Source organism: Runella rosea (genome assembly GCF_003325355.1).
Lineage (GTDB): Bacteria > Bacteroidota > Bacteroidia > Cytophagales > Spirosomataceae > Runella > Runella rosea.
On sequence record NZ_CP030850.1, the window covers coordinates 3,545,274 to 3,557,709 of the forward strand.

A 12,436-nucleotide genomic window follows, 5' to 3' on the forward strand; every position below is an offset into this window, starting at 1 on the left:
TGTGATTCAAAAATCAAACCGCTATATTTGCAGTCCGATTTTCGCCTCAAAATGCCCGTTTATATAGTTAATTAATTGATTTTCAACGAAAAAAGTAATAACTAAAGTGGATACACTCAGTTACAAAACCGTATCGGCTAACTCCGCAACCGTCCAAAAGGACTGGATCGTGGTAGATGCTAACGGCGAAATCTTGGGACGTTTGGCCAGCCAAATTGCCAAAATTTTGCGTGGAAAGCACAAGCCTTATTTTACCCCGCACGTAGATTGCGGAGACAACGTGATTGTTATCAACGCCGACAAAATTCGTTTGACAGGCAAGAAGATGACCGACAAAGAATACGTTCGTCACACAGGACATCCAGGTGGACAGCGTTTCGCTACTCCTCGTGAGATTATGGAAAAACACCCACACCGCGTCGTTGAGATGGCCGTGAAAGGGATGCTTCCAAAAAACCGTCTGGGACGTCGTATATTTACGAATTTGTACGTATACGCAGGTGGAGAACACCCACATTCGGCTCAGCAACCTAAAGAGATCACCTTTTAAAAAACGAGTTCATTAAAAGTTAAATCATTAACTTTTAAGTACTAAAAATAAAAAAATGGAAGTTACTAACACAGTAGGTAGAAGAAAAACTTCAGTGGCTCGTGTCTATGTATCAGCCGGGCAAGGCAACATCAAGGTCAATGGCCGTGAGTTTGCTGAGTATTTCCCTGTTGAGACGCTTCAAATCATTTTGAAGCAACCGTTGACCACCGTTAACGTAGCAACCAACTACGACATTAAAGTAAATGTTCGTGGAGGTGGTATCAGAGGACAAGCAGAAGCCACTCGTATGGCCATTGCTCGTGCTTTGTGCGAAATCAACGGCGAGTTCCGTCCAGCATTGAAAAAAGAAGGATTCCTGACTCGTGATGCACGTATGGTTGAACGTAAGAAATACGGTCGCGCCAAAGCCCGTCGTCGGTTCCAGTTCTCTAAACGTTAATATCATTGTCGGTCATTATCGGCTGATGGCAGATTGGGTTTTACTCCGGATTACTTTTGCCTGATAATGATTGACTGACATATACGTCCAGGCCGCGCTTATCGTGTCCGATGTGTGGTGCTGCACACTTTTAAAATCCTTCGTTGGTAAGGATTAATTCTAACATTTATCAAATCAAAAAAATGGCACAATTAGAGTACAAAGACCTGTTGGATGCAGGCGTACATTTTGGTCACTTGACCCGTAAGTGGGATCCTCGTATGTCTCCGTATATTTTCATGGAGAAAAACGGGATTCACATCATCGACCTTAACAAAACGATTGCTTCATTGGATGAAGCTTGTCACTATGTCAAAAGCGTAGTACGTTCAGGTCGTAAAGTGATGTTTGTTGCTACCAAAAAGCAAGCCCAAGAAATCGTATCGGAAGAAGCGCGTCGTTTGAAGATGCCGTTTGTGACTGAGCGTTGGTTGGGTGGTATGTTGACCAACTTCGCCACTATTCGTAAGTCATTGAAAAAAATGCAGACGTTGGACAAAATGCTTAGCGACGAGTCCACTGCCAGCAACATCGCAAAACGTGAGCGCCTTATCAAAGGTCGTGAGAAAGATAAATTGGAGCGTTTGTTGGGTGGTGTAGCTGATTTGACTCGTTTGCCTGCTGCTTTGTTTGTTGTGGATGTAAAGCGCGAACACATCGCTGTTGCAGAAGCAAAACGTTTGAACATTCCTGTCATTGCCATGTGTGATACTAACTCTAACCCTAACGAGGTAGACTTCGTAATCCCCGCCAATGATGATGCATACAAATCAATTTCGTTGATTACACTAGCAATCGGAAAAGCAATTGAGGAAGGCTTACTTGAGCGCAAGCAAGAGCGTGATGATGCTCGTTTGGCAGAGGAAGAGGATGCAAAACGTGCAGTAGATGAAACTGTAGCGGATGTTGTAGAAGCGCCAAAAGCCGCTATTGAGGCAGACACCGAAGAGTAAACAACTTCGATATAATATAGACCCGCTTCGGCGGCGGTCCCGCAACGGCGGCCCGTGCCCCAGCCGTCTGATCGGATAGCCCGTAGCCTTCTATAAGCTATGGGCTATTCCGTTTAACGATTTCATAAAGTAGAACTTAATTGATTTTAACGATTTTTGTCTTCAGAATTCGTCTACTTAGAAAAATTCCTTTTCAAAATCGTAGAAACAATTAAAATTCGGAAACTAAAACTAATTAAATCTCAAAACTTAATTCATAAAATGGCTATCACAGCAGCAGATGTTAATAAGCTTCGCCAAATGACTGGTGCAGGTATGATGGATTGTAAAAAAGCCCTTACCGAAGCAGACGGTGATTTTGAACAAGCAGTTGATATTCTTCGTAAACAAGGTCAGAAAGTCGCCGCTAAGCGTGCCGATAATGTAGTTTCAGAAGGTCTTGTTCTTGTACACGTTAGTCCAGATGGCACTAATGGTAAAATCGTAGGTTTGGCATGTGAAACTGAGCCAGTTTCGAAAGTGGAAAGTTTCCAAAATCTGGCTACCAATATTATGAGCCAGGCAGTAGCTGGCAACGCTCCCGATAAAGAAGCATTACTTGCCACTCCTCAGGCTGACGGCCGTACGCTCGCTGAGCACATTACGGAACTTATCGGTAAAATCGGTGAGAAATTAGAGCTTATCGCTTACGAAAACGTAACGGCAGATGTTGTTAGCTCTTACGTACACTCAAACAATAAGCGTGGTGTACTTGTTGCTTTCACCGGCGTAAACGGTGCTGATTTGTCAGAAGTAGGTCGTGACATTGCAATGCAAGTAGCGGCCATGAAGCCAATTGCAGTGGATAAAGGTGACGTAGATGCTGCAACGATTGAGCGTGAAATTGAGGTTGGTAAAGAACTTGCCCGTAATGAAGGAAAAGCAGAAGCAATGCTTGAAAAAATTGCTTTGGGGCGCCTAAATAAATTTTACAAAGAGAGTACTTTGTTGAATCAGGAATTTATCAAAGATGGTTCTTTAACCATTTCTCAATTACTTGACAAAACACAAAAAGGATTAACTGTTAAGACCTTTAAGCACGTGGCAATCGGCGCTTAATCAAAAAGGCATGTTTAGTAAAAAACCCGAAAATTGTTTTCGGGTTTTTTTTTGCTTTTTGCCTGAATATTATTCACAAATAGTCATTTTATGAATAAATCAGTGTAAAAGTTTTATTTTTAACCGATAAATAGGGTAGACTTTTTTAGGATTTGATAAATTGTAAAAATTTTACCCTTATTATTTCATTTTTTTTTGTTACTAAACCCTATTTTTTTCGTCATAATGAACGTACACTCGATTGGAATGAAGAACTATACTGACGAGCAGTTAGTGCGTTTATACGTTGATACCCAGCGTAACCCTTTTTTCGAAGAAATATATGATCGTTATGCCGATAAGGTGTACCGAAAATGCCTTTCATTTGTAAAAGACCAAGCTAAAGCAGAAGACTTTACGCATGATATTTTCTTGAAGCTTATTGTTCGAGTAGGTTCATTTAAAGAAAACTCGAAATTTTCAACGTGGTTATTCTCAATTACTTACAATTATTGTATGGACCAATTGAGAACGGCTAAAAAAATGGCTGAAGATGAGTTGACAGAAAGTATTGACGTAATCGATGATTCGGATGATATCCAGGAAATGGAAATGGATGCTAAACGTCTTCGCGAAGTACTTGATGGAATCTCGCCTGAAGAACGCACGATTCTGCTCATGAAATACCAAGATGACTTCAGTATTAAAGATATAGCAGATACTTTTGGCCTCACCGAAAGCGCAGTTAAAATGAGGCTTAAGCGAACACGTGAGAAATTACGTAAGAAATATGCAGAAAGTTTGCTCTTCACTATACTGTTGATAAGTAAGATGCTTATTTTACTTAAATGGTGGGCAAAACAATAAACCTTTGAGGTTTGCATAAAAATATGAATAATCCTTTTTTTGATATTGATCCAGATGATAAAGTACCTGAATCACTGAAAAAAGCGTTGGTTTCCGAAATTGATACCGTTCGGAATACCTTTGAGATTGTTACGTTGTTTGTTAGCTATTTCTTCAGTGCAGCTGAGGTAATGATTAACCCTGGGAAGCCAGATGAAGACTCAAAATAAAACCATTGCCGATGAAAGAGTTGCCTAATTTAAAAGAAGTATTAATCAGTACTTTAACGAAGTTGATTAATCAATTTGTTGAATTTGTACCGCGATTTATTTTTGCCTTTTTTATTCTATTTATTGGATATGTGGTAGCCAAAATATTGGCGATTGTTACCAAAAAAGTATTAGAAAAGGTGGGGTTCGATAAGATTGGAGACCGACTCAATGAAATCAGTATTGTAAAACAGTTACAGACAGAAATCAGACTTAGCCAAATCGTTGCTAAAGTACTTTATTACTTTATCATGTTAGGCTTTGTGACCGATGCTACCAAAACGTTGGGCATCGGAGCTATCACAAGTTTAGTGGAGAAATTAGTCAATTTTGTCCCCCAACTTATTGTAGCGGCCATCATGCTCCAAATAGGAGTACTTGTAGCAGAGGCGATTAAAAATGCCGTAGTCTCTATCTGTAAATCCTTTAATGTGCCTTCGGCTAAATTAATTGGAAATGTAATTTTCGCCTTTTTTTTAGTGATTACCCTTATTAGTGCTTTGGGGCAGGCTGGTATAAATACGGAATTGCTCGAATCCAGTTTTAATTTACTCATTGGCGGAATTATTTTAGCTTTTGCCGTAGGTTATGGGTTTGCTTCCCGCGATGTCTTGGCAAATATTCTATCTTCATTCTATACCAAAAATCGTTATAAAGAAGGGCTAGTTATCAAGGTAGATGAAACAAAAGGAATTATTACGAGCCTTGATAATACAACCTTAACGCTTCAAACGGGCGAAACAAAAACAGTATTTCCCCTCCAGACTTTACAATCTAAAAAAGTTGAAATATTTGAAAACGAATAATTATTTTATTTACCCTAATTATTCTGATGATGAATATGAATAAATATTACTATTGCATTCTTACATCTTGGGTTCTGTGCTCTTTTTCATTAGTCTCATTGGCTCAAGAAGCGCCCAAAGATACTAGCTATTGGAAAAAAGCGTCAAAGTTTGGCCTCAACCTCAGCCAAGGGACATTTAATGAAGGTTGGCAGGGAGGAGGGCTTAATAATATCGCGCTTGGTGTATACCTTAACTCAAAAGGTGAATACACCCGCGACCGTAATAATTGGGTCAATGACTTTCAATTTCAGCTTGGAGCACTTAAAAATAAAGGCGATGCCTTTCGCAAAAGCGTAGACCGGCTGTTTTTTGATTCTAAATACGGACGAAAATTAAGCGAAGTGTCGCAGTGGTATTTCTTTGCAAATCTTAACTTCCTTACCCAGATTGCCAACGGACGTGACTTTGGGAATGAGCGAATGCCGTTTATTTCTGCTTTTTTTACCCCCGCTTATTTAACGGAAGCTATTGGTATTGAATGGAAACCCACTAAGTTTTTCAGTATGCAATTTTCTCCCGGAGCGGTACGGCAGACTATCTTGGGAAATAAAAATTTGTATAAAGCTATTGACCTTTTGGCCCCTGAATACAAGTTTTCTAATTACGGCGTTGAGCGAGGAAAATCAGTTCGTAATGAATTGGCAATCATGCAGTTGGTCATGAATTTTGATAAGGATATTGCCAAAGATGTCAATTTTAAATGGAGGTATCAAGCGTTTGCGGGAGCAAAAGATCTAAAAGCAATTGATAACCGTTTGGATGCACAGTTGACCGCAAAATTTGCCAAGTATTTCAATGTAAACTTGGGCTTAATCGCAATTTATGACCAGGACCAAGTAGCAAAAATGCAATTGGCACAATCAATCAATTTTGGGTTTTTATACAGTTGGTAGTTATATTTAGTTGTATTATGCCTATTTTAGGTCTTTCTTAAACCTCAAAAACTGTATTGTTATGCTTAAAGAATTTAAAACATTTATTGCGCAGGGCAATGTTCTTGACCTAGCCGTTGGAGTACTTGTGGGTGCTGCTTTTGGAAAAGTAGTTACAGCCTTTATGGATGATATTATTAATCCAGTGTTGGGTATTGCGATTGGTGGGGTTGACTTTTCAGCACTCAAAATAGTTCTGAAAGCGGCTGATCCTGCCACAGAAGCCGCCGAAGTAGCGATTCGCTACGGAGGTTTCTTAAACGTAGTCATTCAGTTTCTAATAACAATGTGGGTGATTTTTCTGATTGTCAAAGCGGCTAACAAAGTTAAATTGTCGAGTTCGCAAGCACCCAAAGAATAGTATTTTAATTATTTATATTCACAAAAAGCCCCTTACATACCATTGTGTAAGGGGCTTTTTGCTATACGTATTTCTACGTGTTTTATCAAGTGGTAGTACTGATTTAGCTCATTAGCTTCGCCTATAAGTCATTGTTTATTAGTGCATTATGTCTTTGCGCGTATTTCTACGTGTTTTTGTGACGTTTTTTTTTGTAGTAAGTTTGTTTTGTCAATTCGACGTCCCTACAACTCCTTAATCATAAAATCAACACGATCATGAATACTCAACCTTTATTCAATAGTTATCTTTCTACTAAGACGGTTAGCTCTTCGGCGATACATAGTATTATCATTCCAAACGGGAACCACCAGGTAGTGATTCAAACAGATCAATTGATGTGCATGGAAGGATGCGGTAACTATACTTTTTTATACACCAATGATGGTAAAAGATACTTAGTTTCGAAAACATTAAAAAGTTACGCGGCGATTTTGGATGATCAGGTATTTTTGCGGGTACACAAATCGTGGATAATCAATCTGAAGTACTTGCAGGAATTTTGTGAGTATGAGCGTTCGCTAAAATTACGCGGAGGAAGAGAAATAGCCATCTCACGTCGTCGTATCCGTGAAGTATGTGAAGTGCTTACGCCAATTGTCAAGTGCGCTTAGTCAAAAATATTATATTTTAGTGGGTTAATTGGTCATACAGCCGCTCCGATATCGGAGCGGCTTGTTTATTTTTGGCGTTAAAACAACACAAAACCAGCCGTTAATTGCCAGAGAGAGACTTTACTATTAAACTGCGCATTGTTTTGCAGATTCAGTTGTGAAATATTAGATAAACCGCTTTCGTAGCGAAGGTCAATATTGAAAGAGCGAATGTCCAATCCCACACCTGCCTGAAAACCGAAGGTAGCCTGCTCAATGGTCTTGTTGACATTTTGACTCGTATACACTTTGAGAGCATCGCCAAGCTGACTTCCCTGTGCGATGTTAAGTGATGCCATCGGGCCCGCATTAAACCGCAAAGGACCGAGTTTAAGCCCGATTAAAACGGGAATATCAATCTGACTGAACTTAACATCTACATTGACAGGCGTAGTACTGCCGTCCTTGAATATTTCAAATGTTCCCCCTTTAGAGGACAAAAGAACCTCTGGCTGAATAAATAATTTCCGCCCGATGCGTGCATAGGCACCCACCACATAGCCTGTTTTGTTGGTAGAATTGGTTTTGAAAAAATCAAGGGTTGATGCGCCTGGACGCTTTATACTAAGGTCTTGGGTCTCTAGTCGGGAAAAATTTGCACCACCTCTGACCCCAATAAAAATCAATTTGCGATTAAACTGAGCCGTTGCCTGAAATGCCACCAAAAAAGCCAACGCAAAAAATATTTTTTTCATGGTTGTAAAAGAGAGTTAATTATGAAATAAAAACATGGTAATGACGGATTAACGCCTGTGGCGGGCAGGAGATTGTTTGAGTTTTTTTTTAATTTAGGAAACCCCGCCAATCTTAATTAAAATTTACGCTTCTTAAGGCTACGCAACCATTCATACCAATACCCTAAAACGATTTCAGAGAACGCTATACATTTGGTGTATTAAATCTCCGAAAGCAATCCTACCCATGTAGAAACTTGATTTTCAACCTACTGTCGCATTAAAGGCCGTTAACTAACTGCTTCGCTTTTGACTGAAAGGATTTCTTTAACTTGCACCTAAGTTACTGTTTTCATCTTTGTAATCAATAAATCATTGTTAACAATCATTAACCATACATCACTTTCTCAATTTGAGTAAGTTTAGGATACCGACGACGGAGATTTCAAACTTAAATAACTATTTTTGAACACATCAAAACCATTTTTTCGCTCATGGAAAATAACCAAGCTCTAACCAAACTCTCTGATTTGCCGATTCTGAAACATTTGGAAGGCGGCGAAAATAAATTGAAAGTCCTTCCCGAAAATATGGCCAATTGGAAAAAAGGCGAAAAATCCATTGCTTGGTTGGTAGGACTGGTCCTGGTACTTGCCGTAGGCTACGGCTTTATCACCGTTTTATTGCCGCTAATTACTTCTTTGTTGGTGGGGGTAATTACGCTGGGTTTCAAAATGATTGAAGCGATGGTCGTTGTGGGCGCAGTCCTTTTAGGTTTTATGCTCTCACCGCTCATTTTCAAAGTCTTCCGTCGTATTGTTCGTAGTTTACACAAGCTTCTGATTAGAATTGATCCATTTGCCGAATTGGATGACCAGCTCGGCAAAATGAAAGACTCTCGTCGAGAATTTGAAACTGTCAAAGCAGAAATAAATGCTTGTAAAATTCAAATGAAGCAAGAAGCAGTAAAGGCAGAAAAATTGGCCAAAGATGCCAGTCAGAAGGTTGTTTACTGCCAAGAAGAAGCTAAAGCGTTGAAAGCAAAATTAGATAAAATGCTCGAAAAAGGCGGCGACGCTGCGCGTGAAACCGACGATTTTGTGGAATTGGAGGGTAAGTTAAATGCTGCAATCGGCGATGGCAACCGGTCCGTTTCTGAAGCTGAAACTTATCGGAGATTGGTCGATACCTTTGGCTCACGGGCCAACGTGTTTGCAAAACTTGACCGTAAATTGGTGGGGTATGGTCATGCGTTTGACGAGAAACTCAAAGATTTTGCCACAAGTATTAACTTATTGAAAACAGAATCGCGGGCGATGGCCGCCGCCAACAACGCCACTACTCGTGCTCGCAAGGTGCTCGGACAAAATCAGGATTGGCAGTTGGATTATGCGCTGGAAGTGATTTCGGGACAAATTGCCAGCGATATTGCCAATACCCAAGCTAATATCCGCGATTTGGACAGCATCGTTAAAGATTTCAATCCGAACGACGAGCGCGCTTATGCTCGCCTTGAAACTTTTGCCAATCAAATCAAAGGAGGAGAATTTGAAGTGAGCGACCCCAATCGTGTCTCTAACCCCAATTATAAACTTACCCCAGACCAAAAAAATGCGGGCGGTGGAATTACGGATATTTTTTAATTAGAAGTGAGCATTGAGGGGCGAATTCTGAGAATGAAATTCGCCCCTCAATCCTATCTCATGACTCCTAAACCATGACATTACAACAATTCTTTGATCGTGTAGGTGAACGGCCCGACTGGGTGCTTATTTACTTCACCTTACTGCCTTTGATGGCCCTTTTGGCAAATCTGCTGGGCAAAAACGAAGGACATCTGTCGCCTTGGAATTACTTCTACGCTTTCTTGATTTATTTGGCTTGTATACCGGGCATTTTTGCCGTGGCGCTCAATGTTTACCTTTTTTTGTTTGAACGTCGGAGCATCTTTGATTTTAACATTTATACGCAGATTCTGCCCTTTTTTGCCATGTTGTTGACGCTTTGGCTGATTCGTCGGAATGTCATTTCGTTTGATTACATTCCTGGATTTCAGAAATTAAGCGGGTTGGTATTGATGATTTTTGCCGTCATCTCCCTGATGTGGATTGTAGACCGTACGCGCATTGTGGTCTTTTCTTACCTCAAATTTGAATACGTACTGGTGATTTTTGCCGTGTTACTCGTCCTCCTTTTGTGGGGATGGCGAAAATTATTTAACTGAAGTTACAATTCATCCACCGTACCAGCGCCTAGCTCCTGCAATAAAGTACTCCAATAATGGGTTACGGTAGGGTTATTTTCTTTTGTGCTGCTTGTAGGCTCAAAAGGTAATGCAATCTTGATTTCGGCCGCGTTTAGTGCATATTGCTGCATGGCTTTAGCATCGGTTTTAGCCCAACTTTCAGCTTGACTATTGTCTTGGGGGGGAGTTGAATGAAAATCGCGACGATTGGCGCCTTTCATGCTCTCAATCATATCGCTGAGATAGTACACTTTTACTTCGGCACCCGTTTCGGTAGCTTTGTTGATGACGGGCAGGCTCGCCCAAATATCGGTTTGGCGCTGAGAATTTCCCACGTTTTGGATACCTAATTTGGCCATTAACTGCCGCAGAAATATCATACGTTCGCGTTGGAGGGTCAGGTCGGCGGTGGTTTGAGCCGCTTCGCGGTCGGTGGCGTTCATGTGACTAATATCTTCTACTTCGGTACGGCAGGTAAGTGATAAAGCACGCGCTTTTTGGGTATTTTCATGAATAAAATACACTTCCAGTTTATCGCCTTTTTGGCGAATGTTCTGCTCAATCAAATCACTCAATATTTGTTGATATTTCTGGGCGACAAAAATTTTGTTGACATTGACACTCTGGGTTTTGTCCATAAAAACCAAGGTGTAAACGGGCCCAGTAGTAACGGTGGCTTTTTTCTCTTCAGAGAAACAGGAAACGAAGAGGCAACAAACGGTGATAAGTATACTATAATTGAGAATGCGAATCATGGAATTGATGAGATTTGACGCGAAGATGGCATTTGATAAATAAATACGCAATCCAAAACGGATAAAAGGTTTGTCTATTGTGACGAAAAGCAATTAAATGGGTTGAATCTATAGAAATCAACTCTTTAGCTTTGATAAAAATTGTATGCCGGTTCTGAAAACAGTATAGCGAGCGATGTTTTTGGGGAAAACTGGGAATTTTCAGGGGGGCTAAAAAAAAGGCCCGTATCAGTGATTGACGGATACGGGCCTACAACTATTTTACTGAAAATTCTATAGGTGAATCACCTCACCGTAAGCAGCAGCGGCCGCTTCCATAATCGCTTCCGACATGGTAGGGTGTGGATGAACCGACTTCACGATTTCGTGACCAGTGGTTTCCAAATTACGGGCAACAACTACTTCGGCAATCATTTCGGTTACGTTGGTGCCAATCATGTGCGCACCGAGCCATTCGCCGTATTTGGCGTCAAAAATCACTTTGACAAAACCTTCAGGCGTACCAGCGGCTTTGGCTTTTCCTGATGCGGAGAACGGAAATTTACCCACTTTAATCTCATATCCGGCTTCTTTGGCGGCTTTTTCGGTATAGCCTACCGAAGCAATTTCGGGCGTACAATACGTACAACCAGGGATGTTGTTGTAATTGAGCGGATGTACGTGCGGCTGACCAGCGATTTTTTCAACGCAGATAATTCCTTCGGCCGAGGCTACGTGTGCCAAGGCTTGTCCTTTGGTCACATCACCGATGGCGTAATATCCTGGAACATTGGTTTGGTAAAAATCATCGGTAGTAATTTTCCCTTTTTCAACTTTGATACCCGTTTCTTCCAAACCGATGTTTTCGATGTTGGCTACCACACCAGCGGCGGAAAGTACAATATCGGTTTCGATTTTGATTTCACCAGAAGGAGTTTTTACGGTCGACACACAACCTGCACCACTTGTATCTACTTTTTCCACGCTTGAATTAAGATGGATTTCGATACCCATTTTCTTGTATTGTTTTGCCAGTTCTTTCGAGATGTCTTCGTCTTCTACGGGGACCACGTTTGGCATAAACTCCACAATCGTTACTTTGGTACCCATGCTAGCGTACACGTATGCAAACTCAACGCCAATGGCTCCAGAGCCAATGACCAGCAATGACTTAGGTTGTTTTTCCAACGACATGGCTTTGCGGTACTCGATTACTTTCTGACCGTCGATCGGAACGTTGGGAAGCTGACGGGCGCGGCCTCCCGTGGCAATGATGATGCTCGTAGCCGTGTATTCAGTTTTCTTGCCGTCCTTTTCAACTTCTACTTTTTTGCCAGGTTTTACACGACCTGCGCCTTCGATGATGTCGATTTTGTTTTTCTTCATCAGGAAGTTTACGCCTTTGCTCATGCCGTTGGCTACGTCGCGGCTACGCTTAATAACCGCACCGAAATCGGCTTCAGCATTGCCAACCGTGATACCGTAATCTTTGGCGTGGTTGATGTACTGAAATACTTGAGCGCTTTTCAATAACGCTTTAGTAGGGATACAGCCCCAATTAAGACAGATACCTCCGAGGCTTTCTTTTTCTACAATAGCGGTTTTTAATCCCAATTGGGAAGCGCGGATAGCGGCTACGTAGCCACCGGGCCCGCTGCCAATAATTATCAAATCGTACTGTGAAGCCATGTATTTATGTGTATTGAGTAGTGAATTTCAAAACGTCGGCAAGGTTTTGAACCCCTTGCCGACGTTACCGTATTGGCGTCACAAA

15 protein-coding genes are annotated in these 12,436 nt (G+C 41.1%); 12 read left to right on the forward strand and 3 right to left on the reverse strand.

Annotation, left to right across the window (positions count from 1 at the left end; genetic code table 11):
* Positions 1 to 106 precede the first annotated feature (106 nt).
* The 10 genes from rplM (at position 107) to DR864_RS14855 (ending at position 6,970) form a co-directional block, all read left to right on the forward strand.
* Complete coding sequence (gene rplM / locus DR864_RS14810; protein ID WP_114067713.1) at positions 107 to 550, forward strand: 50S ribosomal protein L13; 444 nt, start codon at positions 107 to 109, stop codon at positions 548 to 550.
* A gap of 55 nt (positions 551 to 605) precedes the next feature.
* On the forward strand, positions 606 to 992 hold the full coding sequence (gene rpsI / locus DR864_RS14815) for a 30S ribosomal protein S9 (protein ID WP_114067714.1): 387 nt from the start codon (positions 606 to 608) through the stop codon (positions 990 to 992).
* A gap of 182 nt (positions 993 to 1,174) precedes the next feature.
* Entirely contained in the window at positions 1,175 to 1,984 is an 810-nt protein-coding gene (rpsB, locus tag DR864_RS14820; protein ID WP_114070291.1) for a 30S ribosomal protein S2, read from the forward strand.
* 261 nt (positions 1,985 to 2,245) lie between these two features.
* Positions 2,246 to 3,082 carry a translation elongation factor Ts gene (gene tsf / locus DR864_RS14825; RefSeq protein ID WP_114070292.1) on the forward strand — a complete coding sequence of 279 codons (837 nt, stop codon included), beginning with the start codon at positions 2,246 to 2,248 and terminating at the stop codon, positions 3,080 to 3,082.
* 246 nt (positions 3,083 to 3,328) lie between these two features.
* Positions 3,329 to 3,928, forward strand: a complete 600-nt coding sequence (locus DR864_RS14830; protein WP_114070293.1) for an RNA polymerase sigma factor — start codon at positions 3,329 to 3,331, stop codon at positions 3,926 to 3,928.
* A 23-nt stretch (positions 3,929 to 3,951) separates the two neighbouring features.
* Positions 3,952 to 4,137, forward strand: coding sequence for a hypothetical protein (locus tag DR864_RS14835; RefSeq protein WP_114067715.1), 186 nt, complete (start codon positions 3,952 to 3,954; stop codon positions 4,135 to 4,137).
* Between the two features lie 11 nt (positions 4,138 to 4,148).
* Complete coding sequence (locus tag DR864_RS14840; RefSeq protein WP_114067716.1) at positions 4,149 to 4,982, forward strand: mechanosensitive ion channel family protein; 834 nt, start codon at positions 4,149 to 4,151, stop codon at positions 4,980 to 4,982.
* 35 nt (positions 4,983 to 5,017) lie between these two features.
* The gene (locus DR864_RS14845; RefSeq protein ID WP_162793845.1) at positions 5,018 to 5,917 is read left to right on the forward strand and encodes a DUF3078 domain-containing protein; all 900 of its coding nucleotides are present in this window, start codon (positions 5,018 to 5,020) and stop codon (positions 5,915 to 5,917) included.
* Between the two features lie 61 nt (positions 5,918 to 5,978).
* A complete protein-coding gene (gene mscL / locus DR864_RS14850; RefSeq protein WP_114067718.1) occupies positions 5,979 to 6,317 on the forward strand; it encodes a large conductance mechanosensitive channel protein MscL in 339 nt (112 codons plus the stop codon).
* 356 nt (positions 6,318 to 6,673) lie between these two features.
* Positions 6,674 to 6,970 (forward strand): LytR/AlgR family response regulator transcription factor, encoded by a 297-nt coding sequence (locus DR864_RS14855; protein WP_229599392.1) that lies wholly within the window; start codon positions 6,674 to 6,676, stop codon positions 6,968 to 6,970.
* Positions 6,971 to 7,047: 77 nt separating this feature from the next.
* Here the strand turns inward: DR864_RS14855 and DR864_RS14860 are convergent, their stop codons facing one another.
* Positions 7,048 to 7,704 (reverse strand): porin family protein, encoded by a 657-nt coding sequence (locus tag DR864_RS14860; RefSeq protein ID WP_114067720.1) that lies wholly within the window; start codon positions 7,702 to 7,704, stop codon positions 7,048 to 7,050.
* Between the two features lie 473 nt (positions 7,705 to 8,177).
* On the opposite strand from DR864_RS14860, the gene DR864_RS14865 reads away from it, so the two are divergent.
* Both DR864_RS14865 and DR864_RS14870 read left to right on the forward strand, forming a co-directional pair.
* Positions 8,178 to 9,326: a flagellar biosynthetic protein FliQ gene (locus tag DR864_RS14865; RefSeq protein ID WP_114067721.1), complete on the forward strand. Its 1,149-nt coding sequence runs from the start codon at positions 8,178 to 8,180 to the stop codon at positions 9,324 to 9,326.
* A 74-nt stretch (positions 9,327 to 9,400) separates the two neighbouring features.
* Positions 9,401 to 9,907 carry a hypothetical protein gene (locus tag DR864_RS14870; RefSeq protein ID WP_114067722.1) on the forward strand — a complete coding sequence of 169 codons (507 nt, stop codon included), beginning with the start codon at positions 9,401 to 9,403 and terminating at the stop codon, positions 9,905 to 9,907.
* 2 nt (positions 9,908 to 9,909) lie between these two features.
* Here the strand turns inward: DR864_RS14870 and DR864_RS14875 are convergent, their stop codons facing one another.
* Both DR864_RS14875 and lpdA read right to left on the reverse strand, forming a co-directional pair.
* Positions 9,910 to 10,683, reverse strand: coding sequence for a hypothetical protein (locus tag DR864_RS14875; protein WP_114070294.1), 774 nt, complete (start codon positions 10,681 to 10,683; stop codon positions 9,910 to 9,912).
* 273 nt (positions 10,684 to 10,956) lie between these two features.
* Positions 10,957 to 12,351: a dihydrolipoyl dehydrogenase gene (gene lpdA, locus DR864_RS14880; RefSeq protein ID WP_114067723.1), complete on the reverse strand. Its 1,395-nt coding sequence runs from the start codon at positions 12,349 to 12,351 to the stop codon at positions 10,957 to 10,959.
* Positions 12,352 to 12,436 lie beyond the last annotated feature (85 nt).

Bases quoted from the DNA above. Each gene is read 5' to 3' on its own strand.
- DR864_RS14875 (WP_114070294.1), bottom strand. From the start codon at position 10,683: ATGATTCGCATTCTCAATTATAGTATACTTATCACCGTTTGTTGCCTC.
- tsf (WP_114070292.1), top strand. From the start codon at position 2,246: ATGGCTATCACAGCAGCAGATGTTAATAAGCTTCGCCAAATGACTGGT.
- DR864_RS14860 (WP_114067720.1), bottom strand. From the start codon at position 7,704: ATGAAAAAAATATTTTTTGCGTTGGCTTTTTTGGTGGCATTTCAGGCA.
- DR864_RS14830 (WP_114070293.1), top strand. From the start codon at position 3,329: ATGAAGAACTATACTGACGAGCAGTTAGTGCGTTTATACGTTGATACC.
- rpsB (WP_114070291.1), top strand. From the start codon at position 1,175: ATGGCACAATTAGAGTACAAAGACCTGTTGGATGCAGGCGTACATTTT.
- rpsI (WP_114067714.1), top strand. From the start codon at position 606: ATGGAAGTTACTAACACAGTAGGTAGAAGAAAAACTTCAGTGGCTCGT.
- mscL (WP_114067718.1), top strand. From the start codon at position 5,979: ATGCTTAAAGAATTTAAAACATTTATTGCGCAGGGCAATGTTCTTGAC.
- DR864_RS14845 (WP_162793845.1), top strand. From the start codon at position 5,018: ATGAATAAATATTACTATTGCATTCTTACATCTTGGGTTCTGTGCTCT.
- lpdA (WP_114067723.1), bottom strand. From the start codon at position 12,351: ATGGCTTCACAGTACGATTTGATAATTATTGGCAGCGGGCCCGGTGGC.
- DR864_RS14870 (WP_114067722.1), top strand. From the start codon at position 9,401: ATGACATTACAACAATTCTTTGATCGTGTAGGTGAACGGCCCGACTGG.
- DR864_RS14840 (WP_114067716.1), top strand. From the start codon at position 4,149: ATGAAAGAGTTGCCTAATTTAAAAGAAGTATTAATCAGTACTTTAACG.
- DR864_RS14835 (WP_114067715.1), top strand. From the start codon at position 3,952: ATGAATAATCCTTTTTTTGATATTGATCCAGATGATAAAGTACCTGAA.
- DR864_RS14865 (WP_114067721.1), top strand. From the start codon at position 8,178: ATGGAAAATAACCAAGCTCTAACCAAACTCTCTGATTTGCCGATTCTG.